The 17601-nt window shown below is 58.8% G+C and carries 12 protein-coding genes; 6 read left to right on the top strand and 6 right to left on the bottom strand.

Going from position 1 to position 17601, the window contains the following annotated elements; translation table 11 throughout:
• Positions 1 to 31: 31 nt before the first annotated feature.
• The gene (locus FHX08_RS13000; RefSeq protein ID WP_132652398.1) at positions 32 to 1933 is read right to left on the bottom strand and encodes an autotransporter domain-containing protein; all 1902 of its coding nucleotides are present in this window, start codon (positions 1931 to 1933) and stop codon (positions 32 to 34) included.
• A 508-nt stretch (positions 1934 to 2441) separates the two neighbouring features.
• Here FHX08_RS13000 and FHX08_RS12995 point away from each other — a divergent pair.
• Both FHX08_RS12995 and ubiA read left to right on the top strand, forming a co-directional pair.
• The gene (locus tag FHX08_RS12995; RefSeq protein ID WP_245508241.1) at positions 2442 to 3170 is read left to right on the top strand and encodes a FadR/GntR family transcriptional regulator; all 729 of its coding nucleotides are present in this window, start codon (positions 2442 to 2444) and stop codon (positions 3168 to 3170) included.
• Positions 3171 to 3318: 148 nt separating this feature from the next.
• Positions 3319 to 4278 carry a 4-hydroxybenzoate octaprenyltransferase gene (ubiA, locus tag FHX08_RS12990; protein WP_132652395.1) on the top strand — a complete coding sequence of 320 codons (960 nt, stop codon included), beginning with the start codon at positions 3319 to 3321 and terminating at the stop codon, positions 4276 to 4278.
• Positions 4279 to 4424: 146 nt separating this feature from the next.
• On the opposite strand, the gene FHX08_RS12985 is transcribed toward ubiA, so the two are convergent.
• Positions 4425 to 4991 carry a DUF6101 family protein gene (locus tag FHX08_RS12985; protein ID WP_132652393.1) on the bottom strand — a complete coding sequence of 189 codons (567 nt, stop codon included), beginning with the start codon at positions 4989 to 4991 and terminating at the stop codon, positions 4425 to 4427.
• Positions 4992 to 5291: 300 nt separating this feature from the next.
• Here FHX08_RS12985 and FHX08_RS12980 point away from each other — a divergent pair, with 300 nt between their 5' ends.
• On the top strand, positions 5292 to 9014 hold the full coding sequence (locus FHX08_RS12980; RefSeq protein WP_184327218.1) for a DUF1217 domain-containing protein: 3723 nt from the start codon (positions 5292 to 5294) through the stop codon (positions 9012 to 9014).
• 72 nt (positions 9015 to 9086) lie between these two features.
• Here the strand turns inward: FHX08_RS12980 and FHX08_RS12975 are convergent, their stop codons facing one another.
• The 3 genes from FHX08_RS12975 to FHX08_RS12965 all read right to left on the bottom strand — a co-directional run bounded on the left by FHX08_RS12975 (position 9087) and on the right by FHX08_RS12965 (position 12196).
• The gene (locus FHX08_RS12975; protein ID WP_132652390.1) at positions 9087 to 10517 is read right to left on the bottom strand and encodes an FAD-binding oxidoreductase; all 1431 of its coding nucleotides are present in this window, start codon (positions 10515 to 10517) and stop codon (positions 9087 to 9089) included.
• A 20-nt stretch (positions 10518 to 10537) separates the two neighbouring features.
• Positions 10538 to 11512, bottom strand: coding sequence for an L-threonylcarbamoyladenylate synthase (locus FHX08_RS12970; RefSeq protein ID WP_132652388.1), 975 nt, complete (start codon positions 11510 to 11512; stop codon positions 10538 to 10540).
• Positions 11513 to 11587: 75 nt separating this feature from the next.
• Positions 11588 to 12196: a DUF6656 family protein gene (locus tag FHX08_RS12965; protein ID WP_132652386.1), complete on the bottom strand. Its 609-nt coding sequence runs from the start codon at positions 12194 to 12196 to the stop codon at positions 11588 to 11590.
• Between the two features lie 392 nt (positions 12197 to 12588).
• On the opposite strand from FHX08_RS12965, the gene FHX08_RS12960 reads away from it, so the two are divergent.
• Together FHX08_RS12960 and FHX08_RS12955 are read left to right on the top strand one after the other, a co-directional pair.
• Entirely contained in the window at positions 12589 to 13833 is a 1245-nt protein-coding gene (locus tag FHX08_RS12960; RefSeq protein WP_132652384.1) for an aromatic ring-hydroxylating dioxygenase subunit alpha, read from the top strand.
• A gap of 140 nt (positions 13834 to 13973) precedes the next feature.
• The gene (locus FHX08_RS12955; protein ID WP_132652383.1) at positions 13974 to 14462 is read left to right on the top strand and encodes a BA14K family protein; all 489 of its coding nucleotides are present in this window, start codon (positions 13974 to 13976) and stop codon (positions 14460 to 14462) included.
• Between the two features lie 53 nt (positions 14463 to 14515).
• On the opposite strand, the gene FHX08_RS12950 is transcribed toward FHX08_RS12955, so the two are convergent.
• Positions 14516 to 15508, bottom strand: a complete 993-nt coding sequence (locus FHX08_RS12950) for a transporter (protein WP_132652381.1) — start codon at positions 15506 to 15508, stop codon at positions 14516 to 14518.
• Between the two features lie 308 nt (positions 15509 to 15816).
• Between FHX08_RS12950 and FHX08_RS12945 the strand changes: the two genes are divergently transcribed.
• Positions 15817 to 17595: an acyl-CoA dehydrogenase gene (locus FHX08_RS12945; protein ID WP_132652379.1), complete on the top strand. Its 1779-nt coding sequence runs from the start codon at positions 15817 to 15819 to the stop codon at positions 17593 to 17595.
• The last annotated feature ends 6 nt before the right edge of the window (positions 17596 to 17601 follow it).

The following is a 17601-nucleotide window of genomic DNA, read 5'->3' as shown; positions in this document are numbered from 1 at the left end:
GAGGAAACCTGCGGCGGACTGCAGGTCCGGCTCAGAAGCTCACGTTGAAATTGATCTTACCGGCATGATCCTGGGTATCCCCTGCGATCTGGCCGGAATAGGACACGCCGATCGTCGCATTCTTCGCGAGGTTGAAGTCCAGACCGGCTTCCATGGTCAGAGCATTCTGGGCAATCGGAGCGCCGACGGAATCGAAGCTTGCACCGGTATTGAAGACCAGGTTCGAACTCGGCGTGATATCGCCATAAGCGTGACGCCAGCCGAGCATGCCGCGCACGGTCGCCTTGGCATCCTCAAGGGCGATATCGGTCGAGGCGCGGACACCGAACGTCGTAAACGCGGTATTCATGCTGGACTCATCGCTCGTCAGCGCGGCGATCGTGCCGCCCGTTTCGGAGAAACCATCGCTCTTCAGGCGGGCATAGGAGAGGTTCGCAAAGGGTTCGAAGGCGGTGTCTTCGAAGTCCATTCGGTAGGACAGTTCCGCGAAAGCCTGGGTGGTGCGGGCATCGTAGTCGGCCGATAGGGTTTCGCTGAATGCCGGGAAGACCACGTGGCGCGTGGTGCTGATGTCATGTGACGAGTAGAAGAAGCCCGTGCGGAAGCCGACCGGTCCCCACTCTGTACCGCCATAGATACCAAGATGGACGTTGTCGCTCGAACCGGACGAGCTGCGGGCGTCGACATCGAAATTGGTGCGGCTGTAGCCGGCAATAGCGCCGAGGCGCCAAGAACCTGCCGTCGCATCGGCACCAAAAACGATACCGCCGGTCGTGTGGTCGAAATCGGCCGAGTAGCCTTTTCCCTCAGTCGTACTCGTGGCGCCGATCGCCTGGCTCCAGAAGGCAAGGCTTTCGGTATTGCTGATGGCGCCGGTCAAGCCGTTCTCGTCATACGAGGTGACCTCCGACGTCGGCGTGCCCACCGCGCTGAAGGCCGAGCGGAGGCGCTGGTTGACTGCATCGTCGAGATAGATGCTGTCCTGGATAAACGCGCCCTTGACGCTGGAATGGATCTCGCCGGAGAGCGCATTGCCGTAGGGCCTGAGATAGCGGTAGAAGCCGATGTACTCGTCGATAGATGGATCGGGCTGTTCGCGGTTGATGATGTAGAGCGACCAGCCATCCTTGGTCATGCCGAAGGCGAGGCCCTCCACTTCCTGATCGCCGGGCGTGTCGAGCTGCCCGATTTCCTCCACTTCGCCGGTTGTCAGATTGGCGCGATAAAACGCTTTCGTCGCACTTTCGGTGGAGAAATACATATAGCCGTCAAGAATCTTGCCGCCCTGCGCCTGGTCGATGGTCTTTGAAAGGGGGATGTACTGCTTGAAGGATCCATCGGCGAGATTATAGACCGCGATCTCGGTGGAATTGTCATAGGCCATGCCGTAGATCAGGCCCTTCTTGGCGTCCACGGCTACCCAGCTTGCGATATCTTGCCTGCCGTGAGGCGGGTTCAGCGAGAAATACCGGCCCGTATAGCTCATGTCGCTTGCGTTATAGATCGCAAAGACTGGCGTATTGTATTGAGCGCCGGTAATGGGGTCGCGGGCGCTGGAATCCAGCGAGACATAGAGATAGCCGTCGGCGTAATCAATGTCGCCGATATGATTGAGACCTTTCGGCGCATCGGGAAACGGATTTGCGAGAGCCGGATCGATCGCGTGGTTGTCGCGCGAGATCGTGTTGAAGTTCCCGTCCGCCTTGTCCAGCGCATTGGTGCCTGAAAAGTACCAGTTCTTGCCGTCGGTGGTGACGCCCTGGCCGCGATAGGTAATGGGATCGTCGGTGAAGGTGAATTTTTCGACCATGATCCAAGGCTCGACGGCATGAGCAGGAATGGCCGTTGCACAGAGAAGAGCGGTGAAGAGGAGCGGTTTTGCCGCTTGCGCCAACGGCGCCCCGGTTGATCGATCTCTCGTCATGAATGGCATTTCAGGTTCCTTTCGCGAGGGCAAAAGCTGCGTGGCGCAGCCGAGAGGGCCCGCCGGCCTGGTGACAAGCGGCGGTGGTGAAACGGCGTGGTGAAAGCGCCGAGATCCGGCCGACAGGCTTGAGGACCGGTCGATCGCAATGCTTTCAGGGGAATGGAAGTCGAGTGCTAACTCAGCGCGCGCAATCGAGAATATCGAAAATACTGCTAAGCATCTGCGGTGTTCAATCTATATTCCGCGGTATCCTCTGGCATAGAGAATATAATCGCAGAAAAAGCAAATAGAAGCCGAGAATTAATCTCGAATATATGTCAGTAAAATCATTACAAATCTTCCATTTCTGGTTGCTTTGCTCAACTTACACATGGCTTCGGCTTTTAATTTACATATCATGAGTTGACGTAACTGAAACGCTTGTTCTATGAGAGCGGTAATAGGGGAGCGATGTGACATTAGTATGAATAGTATGAAGAATACGAAGAATGCGAGAGTGCGGTCATCGGTTCTCATGGCGCCGCTGCGCATGGAGGGGATCTCCGGCAGCAGCCTGCATACGAGGGTGCTCAACGAGATCGGCCAAAGCATCGTGCGGGGGGATCTTTCTCCCGGCGATCAGCTGCCGAACGCGGACGACTGGAGCGCCGCGCATGGGGTAAGCCGCACCGTGCTGCGTGAGGTGATCAAGGTTTTGGCCGGCAAGGGCATGGTGGAATCCCGACCGAAGATCGGCACTCGCGTGCGCCCCCGCCAGGAATGGAATTTTCTCGATCCGGACGTGTTGTTGTGGCGATATGGGGGAAGAACCACCGCCGAGGACGCCCGCTCGCTTTTCGAGTTGCGTCGTGCGATCGAGCCGACGGCTGGTGCGCTGGCCGCCGAACGTGCCACCTCGGCAGAGATCAAGCATTTGCGCGCTTTGCTCGTCGAAATGGAGCTGGCGGGCGATGATGGTGCGCGCTTTGCGGTTCCTGACCTCGCATTTCATCAGGCGGTGCTGCGCATGTCCGGCAATGAATTGATCGGTTCGCTGGCAGCGCTGATCGAGACTGCGCTGGTAATCAGTTTCCGGCTTTCCGATGATAATCCGCAGGGCCAAAGCCATTCGCTGCCGTTGCATCAGGAGGTCGTGGACAGCATAGAAAATCGCGATCCCGCTGCGGCGAGCAGGGCCCTGGTCTCTTTACTGGACGGTGCTGAGGAAGATGTGAAGCGAGCCTTGAGCGCGCGTCAGAGATAGGCGCTCCAACTGCCTTTGGCCCACAGCTTCCCTTCGCCCTCCAAGAGGCGCAAGCCCTGCAGGGTGTGGCGCCTCGATTGAACCGCATAACGAGGCTCATCGGTAATGAAGTCTTGACCATGTGAGGCGCCCATCGCTAGATGGCCGCATGCAACAGATGGACGATCTCAACGGGCGTGTTGCCGATGCGCCCTCGGAGAACTGGGTTTACCGCATCCTGCCGCCCTGGCTGTGGCCCTATGCGCAGCTGGCGCGCTGGGACAGGCCGATCGGCTGGCAGCTTCTCATGTGGCCGTGCTTCTGGTCGGCGACGCTCGCCGCCAATGCAGCCATCGAGCCGCGCGTCTTTTCCGGCGCCCTGCTGCTTTACCATCTGTTCCTGTATTTCATCGGCGCGGTTGCCATGCGCGGCGCCGGCTGCACCTATAATGACCTTGTCGACCACGAGATTGACATGCAGGTGGCGCGCACCCGGTCGCGTCCGCTGCCGTCGGGTCGTGTGACGCGCCGGCAGGCAAAGATATTCATCGGACTGCAGGCGTTGGTCGGCCTGTTCGTGCTGTTGCAGTTTAATTGGTTTGCCGTGTTTCTCGGCGTGCTGTCGCTCGGCATCGTCGCGCTCTATCCCTTCGCCAAGCGCTTTACTGATTGGCCGCAATTCTTCCTCGGCCTTGCCTTTTCCTGGGGTGCGCTCATGGGCTGGGCAGGGATTTTCGCCAGCCTGTCCTTCTCAGCCGTCCTGCTTTATGCCGCCTCTGTCGTCTGGACGATCGGTTACGACACGATCTACGCCCATCAGGACAAGGAGGATGACGAGCTGATCGGTGTTCGCTCCACCGCCCGCCTGTTCGGCGATCGCACACACCTGGCGTTGATCGGCCTCTACGGGCTGACGCTCGTATTGATGTTCCTGTCCTTCGCATTTGCTGGCGTTGGACTTCTCGCCTTCGTGGGTCTGCTGGTCGCGGCCGGCATGTTTGCCTGGCAGATCAGGACGCTCGATATCAATGACGGCGCCCAGTGCCTTGCGCTCTTCAAATCGAACACCCGCGTTGGATTGATTATCTTCCTCGGCCTGTTAGTCTCGCTGCTGTTCGCCATTCCCTGACCGCGAACTGAAAAACCCGGCAAGGCAACGGCCCGAAAATCGAACTCGATGTTTGGAAAGCCGGATGCGCAGATCAAAAAAAGAGCGCTGTGCCGGACGCACAGCGCTCTTGAGATGGGTTTGTAATGAGGTTCTGAGCCTATGGCTCAGTTGCGGGCAATGATTTCCTTGCCTTCGATCTTCATGATGACGCCGAGCTTGCCGGTCGTGCGGCGCACGAGGAAGCGCGGGCGGCGGTTTGCGAAATAGGAATGGCGGCGGCGCGGTTTCATTTCACCGGTGCGCAGACCGCCAAGATGCTCTTCGAGCGGACGCGCGACGCCGTCGGCTTCCACCATCAGCATGGGAATGCCGAAGGCTTCCGACCAGCTGCGCCAGTCGGCGGCGATATCGCCCAGATCGTGGGCGACGAGCAACGGAATGCAGAGTTCCGGATCTTCGTGATGCAGTTCGAGCGTCACCGTGACCTCCCCATTGCCATGGTCGATGGCGCGGGCTGCAACACCTTTGAAGACGCGTCGCGGCAGGGCGATGGAGAGCGGCAGGCCGCTGGAAGGGAGAACTTTTCGTAGAACCGCGCCGCGTTCGTCGATCGTTATGCTGACGTCACCGGCATGGTCGTGGATGGCATAGCTTACCTGTTGCGGAAAGCGAGACGGATCAAGACGCAATGTCGTGCCAGCCCAGACGGGCTTCAGAACGGTATTCTTCATTTCATTTCTACCCTTGTCTTACCTGAGAGCCGGTTTCCGGTCTTCTCCTTGGGACTTTTCGTCCTCTATGGCCTGACAATAGGCGGCCCCCGTTCCGTACAGCTTAAAAATCGCGGTTAAGAAAATCCTGCCTCCGGGGATGGTTAGCAAAACTGAATATGGCAAGGTTTCCGGTTGGTGAACGCGCCCTTGCGTCAACGCGGGACAGCTTCAGGTAAGCCTCGGGTAAGCTTTGGGTGGCATAATGCTCGCACCAATAGTCCGTCATACTTTAAAGATATTGCTGAAAAGGGCGCACTTATGATCACGGCATCCCTGGCATACGTCATTCTGTCTCGTGATATGCCCAAGAGTCTGGATCGCGTCGCCAATCAGGCGCAGGTCAAGAAAGACGCCCAATATTACGCCGACAATATCAACAAGGTGAAGGACGTCGACGACTTCCTTGGCGATTACAAGCTCTACAGCTACGCCATGAAAGCTTACGGCCTTGACGACATGACCTATGCCAAGGCCTTCATGAAGAAGGTCCTGGAGAGCGATCTTACGGATCCGAACAGCTTCGCCAACAAGCTTTCCGACACCCGTTACAAGGAGTTCGCTGCCGCTTTCAACTTCAATGCACCGCCCAAGGATATCCAGACGGATGCCCAAGAAGACGATCTGATCGGCCTCTACAAGCAGTCCTTTGCCGATGCGGCACAGCAGGCTGTAACTGAAACGAATTATTACAGTGCGCAGATGGACGATGTGAAGACCGTCCAGGACCTCGTCGGCAATTCCCGCCTGTTGAACTACGCATTGAAGAGCGTCGGCATCGACCCGACTTATATGTCGAAGGACTACATTGCCGGTGTCCTGACAACTGACATCAGCAAGCTTGGCGGCAATGCGCCGGACCCGAGCGATCCGAGCTTCGATCCAAACAAGACATATGTCGGCGACAAGCTCTATGCACTCGCCCAGCAGTTCAATTTCAAGCCCGACAATGGCGACGCCCAGTATTTCCGCGACAATATCGGTTCGGTACAGTCGGTCGACGATCTGCTCGCCGATCCGCGCCTGCGCACGGTGGCGCTGCAGTCCGTCGGCATTGATCCGGCAACGGCCGACGACGCTTTCATCAAGATGGTGCTAACAAGCGATCCTTCGACGCTTGGTGGCGATGCGCCGCTCAGCAATCCCGATCCGTCTCTCAACTATGTCGGCGACAAATACAAGGAGCTGCGGTCCTATTTCAGCTTCAATGCCGATGGCTCGGTCACTGGTTCTGCGCAGAATGCCGATCAGACCCAGACCGTTGCGTCGCTCTACGCCTTCCGCGCTCCCGCTGTCGGCGGTGTTGCCCAGACCGCGGCACAGAAGAGCAACGTCATCGAACAGTATAATATCAAGACTGCGCCGCAGATCGTCGACCGCGACGGCACGGCCAGCGATGTGTACTATACCAGCCCGGCGATGTCCGACCTCAACAAGGCCTACTATCTGTCCAAGATCGGCACGATCACCAATGTCGATCAGTTGGTCAACGACAAACGGCTTGCAGACTACGTTCGGTCCGCCTTCAACATGGATCCTGGCTTTACACAGCTGAAAAGTGTTCTGACCGATCCGGCCTATGCCCGTTCGGTCAATCTGGGCGATGCTTACGAAGCCTTCAATTTCAAATCAGATGGTACTGTATCTCCGACGGAGCGCGCGCAGTCCTACGACCAGCTGACGGGCATCGTGAATGGTGCGACAAACGTCTCGGGTTACTTCTCGAACATGATGATGCCGCCAGGCGGCATCAGCCCAATCGATAATGTCGATGAACTGCTTTCCGACAAAGTGCTGACCTCCTATATCAAGGATGCCTACGGGCTCGGTCAGGATTTCAGCAATTCCGAACTGAAGAACATTTTGATGGATTCCGCCTATGCAGCCACCGCAGGCCATCAGGACATCCACGATGCCTTCAATTTCAACGCGGATGGTTCGGTCAATGGCGCGATACAAAACTTCGATCAGTTTCAGGGCATCAGCCAGCTCGCTGCAAACAACTCTTCCTATTACCAGACCAAACTCGGCGATCTCTCCAACGATGGTTCGACCGCTGCCGTTGACGTCTTCCTTGCCGACAACAAGCTGGTCAGCTTCCTGCGCACCAGCATGCAGATCGGTAACGACATCGACAATGCCACGCTTCGCGGCATTCTGACCGATCCGACGGTCGCGGCTGCCCAAGGCTACAGTGACGTCTATCAGCTCTTCAATTTCCGTCAGGACGGCACGGTCGCTCAAAACACCCTCTCGCAGAATGCCGACCAGGTTGCCGCGATGAACCAGAAGGTAAGCGACGCCGCCACCTACTACGGCAGTACGATGCCTTGGATTTCCAGCGTCGATCAGTTGCTGGCTGACCAGAAGCTCAACAGTTACATCCGTTATGCCTTCAGCATTCCAACGAGCGTCTCGGATGCCGATCTGCACAACATTCTCACCGATCAGAGCGGCACCGGCCCCTACGCCAACGTGAAGGCGGCGTTCAATTTCCAGGCGGACGGCACCGCTGTCCCCGGCCTTCCGGCGCAGACTAGTACGCAGATGGCCTCTTTGAACTCGGCCGCCAACATTCGGGAGGAAGGCATTCTGGATCGGATGGGCGACGTCAACGATGTCGATCAGCTGCTCGCCGATTCGTCGCTGACAGATTATTTGAAAATGGCCTACGGTCTGAGCTTCGACACGACCGATGCGGAGTTGAAGAATATCCTCACCGACCCGGCACATGCCGCTTCCGTTGGTCAGGCCGATCTCAACGCAGCCTTCAATTTTGCCGCGGATGGATCGCTGCCAACCTCGACGTCAGCCCAGACTGGCGAGCAGGCATCAAATACGTCGGACAATTACACCGCTCGCGTCAACAATCAGGGCAACGATCTCATTGACCGCATCATCGCGAACTACAAGTCGCGAATGGACGACTCCGACGGCGTGAAGAACGTCAATGATTTCATGAAGACCAATGCTACTGCCGATACGCTTCTCGGTAACGACTCCTATCCGGATCTGTATCAGATGGCACTTCAGGCTTACGGCCTGACGTCGGACGATGTCTCGCGTTCCACCATGCGCAAGCTGCTCGTCAGTGACCCCTATGATCCGAAGGGATATGTCGCATCCTTCAAGGATGACCGCATTACCAAGATGGTGCGCGCTTTCAATTTCGGTCCTGATGGCAAGGCTGCAGAGCCTATGTCGGCTTTGTCTGCCGCCACCATGACGAAATATGCGACCGATTATAAGTCGCATGTGACAATGCTGATGAAGGACGGCCCGGCGAAAGATCGCGCTTCCAAGGCCGCCACGACAGAAGTGGACTATTTCGGCAAGACCATACCAACCATAACGTCGCTCGATGATTTCCTGGCCGATAAGCGCCTGACGGATCTCGTGCTGACTGCAAACGGCCTCGATCCGAAGAAATACGACAAGGATACGCTGAAGAAGATCTTCACATCCGATCCGGACGACAAGAAGAGCTACCTCAACACCACGGCCGATGCTCGCTTCAAGGAGATCGTCGCCTCCTTCAACTTCGACAAGGACGGCAACCTGACCCGTGCAAAGATGGGCACGATCCAAGACAAGCAGGCCGAAGCGAATACACAGCAGATGTATGTGCAGATGACCCTGGAAACCCAGGAGGGCGAAAAGAATGATGGCGTTCGCCTAGCGCTGTACTTCAAGCGCAAGGCAGGCGACATCACCTCGCTCTATGGCATCCTCGGTGACAAGGCTCTCTATCAGGTCGTCCAGACGGCCTACAGCCTGCCGCAGCAAATGTCGTCGATGGATGTGGCCAAGCAGGTCGATCTGCTAGGCCGCTTCGTAAAGCTCGAGGATCTGCAGGATCCGAAGAAGGTCGACAAGCTCCTCAAGCGCTTCACGGCCATGTACGACATCCAGAACAACACCCAGCAATCGCCGGCGCTGCAACTCCTCACCGGTGGCACCGGCCAGGCGGCATCGCTACTGTGACAATGGCGCGAGCCTTTAAAACAACTCCAGCAATCTATTCAGCAGTTTTGCGTCCGGAATGACATGAAGGAGCTAGAGGCTCACCACCTTATCGGGATTCATGATGCCGGCCGGGTCGAAGGCGCGCTTGATGCGGCGCATTAGCTCCATTTCAATTGCTGGCCGGATCGATGCCAGCTCGTCGCGTTTCAATTGACCGATACCGTGCTCGGCGGAGATCGAGCCGCCATGGGCAAGCACCAGTGCGTGCACGATATGGTTCATCTCATGCCAGCGGGCGATGAAAGCGTCCTTGTCGGCTCCAACCGGCTGCGAGATGTTGTAGTGAATATTGCCGTCGCCCATATGGCCGAAGGCGCAGATGCGTGCGCCGGGCATGGCGGCCAGTACAGCTTCTCCGGCTTCTCTCATGAAATCCGGAACCTTCGAAACCGGCACGGAAACGTCGTGCTTGATCGAGCCGCCTTCTGGCTTCTGGGCGTCCGACATGCTTTCGCGCATGTGCCAGAGCGCTTTCTGCTGTGCGACGGAAGCGGCGATTGCCGCATCCTGCACGAGGCCTGCTTCGAAACCCTGCTCCAGCACCGCATTCATCATCCGCTCGGCCGTTTCGGCGGAATCCGAGGTGGAGATATCGATCAGCACGTACCAGTCATGCGGCGTCTCCAGCGGATCACGCACGCCGTCGATATGGCGCACGGTAATCTCGACGCCGAAGCGCGGCATCAGCTCGAAACCGGTGAGCGAGGCACCGCAAAGGCTGGACGCGAGATTGAAGAACGCAAGCGCGTCCTCCACCGAGGACAACCCCGCAAAGGCCACCTGATGGCCGAGCGGCTGGGGAAAGAGCTTCAGTACCGCGCCGGTGATGATGCCGAGCGTGCCTTCTGCACCGATGAAGAGGTCACGCAGATCGTATCCCGTATTGTCCTTCTTCAGACGGCGAAGCCCGTCCCAGATCTCGCCGGTCGGCAGTACGACTTCAAGGCCGAGGCAGAGCTGGCGCATGTTGCCGTAGGCAAGAACCGCCGTGCCGCCGGCATTCGTGGAAAGGTTACCGCCAATGCGGCAGGAGCCTTCCGAGCCGAGCGACAGCGGAAACAGCCGGCCGTGTGCCTCGGCCGCTTTCTGCACCTCGGCGAGGATCGCACCGCCATCGGCGATCAATACGTTCGCGACCGGATCGACATCGCGGATCTTGTTCATGCGCTCGAGCGAAAGAATGATGTCCGCCTTGCCCTCGCGCGGCGTCTGCCCGCCAACGAGGCCGGTATTGCCGGTCTGCGGCACGATCGCCGTGCCGGTTTCGGTGGCAAGCTTCATGATTGCGGAGACTTCCCCGACCGAACCGGGTTTCAAGAGGAGAGGGGAGGAGCCGTGATAGAGGCCGCGGTTTTCGATCAGGTGCGGCGCCAGATCCGCCTCACTACGCAGCGCATATCTCTCGCCGACAATGGCGGTGAAACGGTCGATGATCTCTGCAGAAATGCTTGTGCTGCTCATGGAGCCCCGGTCCCTCTTCCTCACTCGCGCGGTGCTGCCGCACGCCGCAGTCGGTCATTGATCGCCTCTCCAAGCCCCTCGTCGGGAATTGGCGAGAAGGCGATCATGGCCGCGCCGCTGGCATCGGCTTTCTTCATGTAATCAAAAAGATTGGCGGCCGCTTCAGCAAGATCGCCGCGCGGGCTGAGATTAAGCTTGATCGCCGCATGTTCGGCACCTGCCACCATCTGCGGCCCGAAGGTGACGAGCGCTTCGCCGGGTCGAAGCTCGGTGGCATCGAGCCGGACGGCTGCACCCGGCGCATAATGCGAGGCGAGCATGCCTGGCGCTTCGATCGCCGCCGCGGCCTTCTTTAAACGCAGCAATCGCTTGCCGGCCACCCGCTCGATGTCTCTGGCCGGCAGGCCGCCCGGCCGCAGCAGCCGAAGCTCGCCGTTCTCGACCTTCACGATCGTCGATTCCACCCCGACCGCGCTGGCGCCCGCGTCGAGGATCAGCGGTATTTTGTCGCCGAGATCGGCTTCGACATGCTCAGCACTCGTGGCGCTCACCTTGCCTGACGTATTGGCGCTCGGAGCGGCAAGCGGCCGCCCGAAGGCGCGGATCAGGTCGCCCGTAAAGCCCTTGGGTATGCGGATGCCGACGCTGTCCAGGCCTGCGGTCGCCAGTGCATGGATCGTGGTGCCTGATTTCAGCGGAAGCACCAGCGTCAGCGGACCGGGCCAGAAGGCTTCTGCGAGCGCGCGCGAGATCGGATCGAATTCGGCATAATTTTCGGCCATGGCAAGATCGGCCATATGGCAGATCAGCGGATTGAATCGCGGTCGGCCCTTGGTCTCATAGATGCGGGTGATCGCCACCGGATTGGTCGCGTCGGCGGCAAGCCCATAGACGGTCTCGGTGGGGATGGCGATTGCGAAGCCTTCGGCAAGTGCCGCGCAGCCAGCCTCCAGCGCCGCCTGCCTGTCCGCATTGATGTCGATTATTCGTGCCATGGCCTGCCCGGTTTTCGTCCGGCAGTCATTAGGCCTTCGTGGCGGCGCGATCAATCCCGTCCTGAGCTCATGGGCCTATAGTTGGCGGATGATCTGGCGAAGCTGCTCGTTGCGGGCGCCGAGCAGGAGGATGTTGCGGATGGCGATCTGTGGATCGTTGGTGCGGAAGAGCAGGCCGTTGCCGCGCACCGAGCGGTCGACCACCATTCTCTCCGGCGTGCTCTCGCCCGGCTTGATTGCAACGGCGAAATACATGCGTGAATTCTGAACCGCGATATTGTCGAAGAAATTGTCGTTGTCGCCGATGTCGGAATAGAAGTTGGCGATATAGAAAGCCCAAGCTACCTCGTCATAGTGCGCAAATTTGGTGCGCGAAGCTGTGACGTGGCAGTAGCCGAGATGCGGACTGTCGGCCAGCGTCCGGTGGAAGATCATCTTCGGAAACTGGATGGCGCGGTGGAAGCCATTGATGTTCTGATGGGTCTTTTCACCGGCGGCCTGCAGTTTGCGTGCCGTCTTTTCAGCCACCTCCTCATGGGTCAGATAGCGGCGTTCCTCTGGCAGCCAATCTTCGCGGCGGCGGCTGATGCGGCCGGTGCGCAGGAACTCCGAGTGCTTCGTGAGAAGCCGTGGTTCGGCAGGCTTGGTCTCTTCCCGCTTGTCGAAATATCGAAGTTTGGCCATGGCTGTCGCAGTCTTCGCTGTGTCGGTCACTGTCAAGAATAGGATTTCGTGCTTAACGCCCTGTTAAAATAACAGGAAGAAGACGCGGCAGGTGAGCTGGGGCGTGACATGTCGCAAATGCGATAGGTATTTGCATGCGACACTGGACCTGCTCGTGTCTCAAGCTCCACAAGATGTCGCAACTGACGATAATCAAGGGCGAATGAATGATATCGGGGACCGTTCGGGTTCCTGTCGTCAATTTCGAAGCCGATGTCGCTTTACAACCAAGCCGCCGACATGCTCGGTGTTTAAATGACGCCATGACCAGTTCTCCGGAAGGAGAAGGAAGCGGGCGCGCTTCCGCTGCCTTATTCCAACAGGATGGCAGCCGCATGTACGAGGATAGGCATATGGATATTCGCAGCAACGTTTTGCGCCAGCTCAAGAGCCGCCGCGAGGGTTTCAGCCTCGAACAGCCCTTCTATACCGACGAGGATTATTTCCGGCTGGACATGGAGATGATCTATTATCGCGACTGGCTGTTCGTCGGTCATGATTGCGAATTGCCAAAGCCGGGCGCCTATTTCACCGTCCAGATCGGCGAATATCCCGTCGTCATCGTGCGCGGCCGCGACAATGTCATTCGCGCCTTCCACAATAGCTGTCGCCATCGCGGCTCGCGCGTCTGCACCAAGGAGCACGGCTCCTCGGTTCGTCTCGTCTGCCCCTATCACCAGTGGACCTACGACCTCGACGGCAAGCTCGCTTTCGCCCGCCATATGGGCGATGATTTCGACAAGAGCGGCTATGGACTGAAGCCGGTTCACTGCGAGACCGTCGCTGGCTACGTCTTCATCTGCCTTGCCAACGCCGCGCCGGACTTCCAGCCTGTGCGCGACAAGATCGAGCCCTATATGGCTCCGCACCGCATCGGTGAAGCTAAGATCGCCTTCCAGAGCACCATCATCGAGAAGGGCAACTGGAAGCTCGTCTGGGAAAACAACCGCGAATGCTATCATTGCGCGGCAAACCATCCTGAGCTCTGCCGCACCTATCCGGAAGCGCCGAGCGTGACGGGCACGGATGGTGGTGCCGACGACCCGGAAATCGCCGGCCATTGGGCGCGTTGCGAGGAAGCCGGGCTGCCGAGCAAGTTTCAGATCTCGCCGGATGGACAGTTCCGCACCGCCCGTATGCCGCTTCTCGAGGATGCCGAAAGCTACACTATGTCCGGCCGGCCCGCCGTCACGCGCCCGCTCTCCGACGACGTGAAGATCAACCAAATCGGCACCATGCTGCTGTTCCACTATCCGACGACCTGGAACCACCTGCTTGGCGATCATGCCATCTCGTTCCGCGTGCTGCCGCTCAGCGCCAATGAGACGGCAGTCACGACCAAGTGGATCGTCCACAAGGATGCGGTCGAAGGGGTGGATTATAATATCGATGAACTGACGCATGTCTGGACCGAGACCAACGATCAGGACCGCCGCATCGTCGAGGAGAATGCTTCCGGCATTCGCTCGCCGGCCTATGAGCCCGGTCCTTATTCGGCTGCCCATGAAGGCGGCGTCATGCAGTTTCTCGAATGGTATTCGAACTTCATGATCAACCGCCTGCAGGGCGATCAGGCCAAGCTTTCGGTGGTCGCCTAAGGTGTTCCTAACCGGTTAATGTTCGGTTCATTTCGCCTCCGGTAGAAACGGAGCGTAGATGCCGTCAGCGGGTTTTGGGAACAGTCTTCCGCTTAATCCGTTATCGGCGGGCTTTTTCGCTCTTTGATCGGAGATACGTAATGTTTGGGCTGAATAAGAAGGTCGCGACCGCGGTTATGGCCGCCGCCGTCGTTGTGACGAGCTTCGTGCCGTCGCAGGCAATCCAGATGCCGGCCGCCCCGCAGGTGGAAAAATCTTCGCCTTTCGAGAATGTCCAATACCGCCGCTACTATGGTAGGGGCTACTACCGCCCCGGTTACTATCCGCACTATCGTCCTGCCTATCGCCCGGGCTGGTATGGCGGTTATCGGGGTTATCCCTATTATCGTCCGGGTTACCGTCACTATAACGGTTACTGGTATCCGCTGGCAGCCTTCGGTGCCGGCGCCATCATTGGCGGCGCGATTGCCGCTCAGCCGCGCTATTACGCGCCTGCCCCGGCGCCCTCGGGCATCAATCCGAGCCACGTCGCCTGGTGCGAAAACCGCTACCGCTCGTATCGGGCCTATGACAATACGTTCCAGCCCTATAACGGTCCGCGCCAGCAGTGCTATTCGCCCTATTATTGAGGCGCAGCCAGAGATCGAGAGAGGCGCCCGGCCATTGAGCCGGGCGTTTTCATTCAGAGAATATTCACTCGCTTCAAGAGCCACCAGGCAAAGACGATGGATGCGAGGATAAGTCCTACAGCATATTCGGTACCGTAGTCTCCGACGGCGAAGGGCAGATTGGCCGTGTTCATGCCGAAAAAGCCGGTCACCAGTGTCGGCGGCAACAGAAAAGCCGTCATGATCGACAGGATGTAAAGATGGCGGTTCGTCTCCGAGGAAAGCTTGGAGTCGATTTCCTCGTGCAAGAGTCTCGCCCGGTCCTGCAGCGCATAGATATCGTGATCCACTGTCTCCAGCCGGCTTGTCAGCCGCCCGGCAATATCGTCGAAACCGAAGGGCATTTCGTCCTCGTCGGAGGCTGCCGCTCGCCGCATCAGCGCGAGGACCGTGCGCAGATGACGGTGCAGGCGTACGATCGTGCGACGGACGGGAGCAAGCCGGCGGCGTTCATCGCGCGGTGCATTGTCGTAAACGAAGTCCTCGATCAGGTTGAGCTCGTCGGTAAGCTCCATGACGACGGAGATCAGCGTGCGCTGGAACTCGGTCACAAGCAGCTCGAAGAGATCGACGGGGCGAGTGAACTTGCCGGGATTCTTCTCGATCATCACGCGTGTCCGCTCCACGCTTCTCAGCGGTTGCAGGCGCGTGGTGATGATGTACCGGTCGGAGATGGCGAAATGCAGCCAGCCGAGATCCGCTGTGTCCTGATCGAATTCGCGCTGGCAGTCCACCAGCGTGCCGTAGAGCATCTGCTCGTCGACAGTCAGGACTGCATGTGTGTCGCGTGTGATCAGTGCCGCCTTAGCATCGTCAATCACGCCGAGCGTATCAAGCAAGGCCGGCACACGGGCATCGGCGAGGTTGAGATGCAGCCAATAGAAACCGTCGTCTGCGGTCAGCTCTGCAGCCGTCGCGTTGTTTTGCAGCCGCGCAGCCTTCTTGCTTTCCGGCGAGAAACGGTAAGCCCATACAAGGCCGGGTATGTTGACGGGCAAGGTATCCATTGTTGCCTATCCTCTCGCGAAAGCGATCAATCCTAAAAAGCATGTCGCGCAAAAGTGTGTAGCGGTTTTGCGATAACGACATGCATAAACAAAGATCTGAAGCTTGGCAGCGATCTGGAAGATCGCGACACGCTTAGAGATTCTCCATCACGTCTGTTTGCGCAAGTGCACAAGGGAAAACGAGTCTTCGATAAAGGTTATCGACGGAAAGCAAATTGACGTTTACGTAAAAATCAAATAGCTCTTTTTGGAGGGAGGCACTTGCGTACCGGCTTTGCCACGCGTGAGCTGAATGTGGAGGAAATGGAATGTATAAGGCGCCTGTCGAGGAAATCGCGTTCACGCTGAAACATGTCGCGGGCATGGCCCAGGCGATTGACAGCGGCCTTCTGGGCGATCTTGGCGAGGATCTCGTCGAAGCCATCCTTGCCGAGGCGGGACGATTTGCCACGGAGGAAATCGCCCCTCTCGCCGAGATCGGGGACCGTCAGGGCGCTCGTCTTTCTGACGGCGAGGTCAGCACGCCCGACGGCTGGCGCGATCTCTACCGCAATTGGGCGGCCGGCGGCTGGAATGGCCTGACCGCGCCAGAGGACTTCGGCGGCCAGGCGTTGCCGCATATGCTGAACGTCGCAGCCCTCGAAATGTGGAACTCCGGCTCCATGGCCTTCGCGCTTTGCCCGACGCTGACAATGGGCGCCGTCGAGGCTCTGAACGTGCACGGCAGCGCGGCCCTCAAGGAAAAATATCTGGCGCGCATGGTGTCGGGCGAGTGGACCGGCACCATGAACCTCACCGAACCCCATGCCGGTTCCGATCTCGGCGTGCTGAAAGCGCGCGCCGAACGCTGCGAGGACGGCAGCTATCGCATCTTCGGCCAGAAAATCTTCATCACCTGGGGCGAACATGACGTGGCTGAAAATATCATCCATCTCGTCCTTGCCCGTCTGCCGGATGCGCCACCGGGCACGCGTGGCATCTCGCTCTTCCTCGTGCCGAAATTCCTCGTCGACGACGACGGCTCGCTTGGTGCCCGCAACGATCTCTACTGCCATTCGCTGGAGCATAAGCTCGGCATCCATGGCTCGCCCACCTGCACGATGATTTATGGTGACGGCAAATTCGGCGGGGAGAAAGGTGCGGTCGGCTGGTTGATCGGCGAGGAGAACAGGGGCCTCGCCTGCATGTTTACGATGATGAACAACGCCCGTCTCGCCGTCGGCATGCAGGGAGTGGCGATCTGCGAGGCGGCAACCCAAAAGGCGATTGCCTATGCCAGGGAGCGCACGCAGGGCAGGGCGCCTGGCTGGAACGGCTCCGGCATGAGCCCGATCATTGACCATCCCGATGTCATCAGGATGCTGCTCACGATGAAGGCGCTGACACAGGGCTCGCGCGCCATCGCCTATGCCTGCGCCCATGCAATCGACATGGCGCATCGCGCCGCCGATCGCCGCGAGCACTGGCAGGAGCGCGCCGCCCTTCTGACGCCGATCGCCAAGTCATTCGCGACCGATGCCGGCGTCGACGTCGCTTCCCTCGGCATTCAGGTTCATGGCGGCATGGGCTTCATCGAGGAGACGGGTGCTGCCCGTTACCTGCGTGACGCCCGCATTGCCCCGATCTACGAAGGCACGAACGGCATTCAGGCGATCGATCTCGTCACCCGCAAACTGCCTCTTTCGGCCGGCGGGCAGATCAGAGTTTTCATCGCCGAGCTGAAGGCGATCGCCGAGGCCGTCCGCAGTTCAAACCTCGATGGTTTCGGCACGACGGCCGAGAGGTTGGAGGCCGCAATTACAGATCTCGAAGAGGCGACAGACTGGCTGCTGACCCGCCTTACCCGGGGCCAATCGGCAGAGGCTCTGTCGGGCGCGACGCCCTATCAGCGCCTCTTCGGCCTTGCTCTGGTCGGTTGTTATCTCGCCAAAGGCGGCCTCGCCCGACCGGCCGATAGGGCAGGCGAGGGCCGCATCGCGCTCTGCCGCTTTGCCGCCGAAAATCTTTTGTCCGAAACGGCGGCGCTGAAGGACCGTGTCGTCAACGGCGCCGAAGCCCTTGCCGCCGCCCATTCTGTTTTTGCCTGAGGGGCT

The sequence above is a fragment of the Rhizobium sp. BK529 genome, assembly GCF_014194105.1.
GTDB lineage: Bacteria > Pseudomonadota > Alphaproteobacteria > Rhizobiales > Rhizobiaceae > Rhizobium.
Note: the sequence above shows the minus strand (reverse complement) of the source record. Positions and strands in the feature narration are given on the sequence as shown.

Excerpts from the sequence above, each read along its gene's own strand:
- ubiA (WP_132652395.1), top strand. The coding sequence starts at position 3,319 with ATGCAACAGATGGACGATCTCAACGGGCGTGTTGCCGATGCGCCCTCG.
- FHX08_RS12960 (WP_132652384.1), top strand. The coding sequence starts at position 12,589 with ATGGATATTCGCAGCAACGTTTTGCGCCAGCTCAAGAGCCGCCGCGAG.
- FHX08_RS12975 (WP_132652390.1), bottom strand. The coding sequence starts at position 10,517 with ATGAGCAGCACAAGCATTTCTGCAGAGATCATCGACCGTTTCACCGCC.
- FHX08_RS13000 (WP_132652398.1), bottom strand. The coding sequence starts at position 1,933 with ATGCCATTCATGACGAGAGATCGATCAACCGGGGCGCCGTTGGCGCAA.
- FHX08_RS12965 (WP_132652386.1), bottom strand. The coding sequence starts at position 12,196 with ATGGCCAAACTTCGATATTTCGACAAGCGGGAAGAGACCAAGCCTGCC.
- FHX08_RS12945 (WP_132652379.1), top strand. The coding sequence starts at position 15,817 with ATGTATAAGGCGCCTGTCGAGGAAATCGCGTTCACGCTGAAACATGTC.
- FHX08_RS12995 (WP_245508241.1), top strand. The coding sequence starts at position 2,442 with ATGGCGCCGCTGCGCATGGAGGGGATCTCCGGCAGCAGCCTGCATACG.
- FHX08_RS12955 (WP_132652383.1), top strand. The coding sequence starts at position 13,974 with ATGTTTGGGCTGAATAAGAAGGTCGCGACCGCGGTTATGGCCGCCGCC.
- FHX08_RS12970 (WP_132652388.1), bottom strand. The coding sequence starts at position 11,512 with ATGGCACGAATAATCGACATCAATGCGGACAGGCAGGCGGCGCTGGAG.
- FHX08_RS12985 (WP_132652393.1), bottom strand. The coding sequence starts at position 4,991 with ATGAAGAATACCGTTCTGAAGCCCGTCTGGGCTGGCACGACATTGCGT.
- FHX08_RS12950 (WP_132652381.1), bottom strand. The coding sequence starts at position 15,508 with ATGGATACCTTGCCCGTCAACATACCCGGCCTTGTATGGGCTTACCGT.
- FHX08_RS12980 (WP_184327218.1), top strand. The coding sequence starts at position 5,292 with ATGATCACGGCATCCCTGGCATACGTCATTCTGTCTCGTGATATGCCC.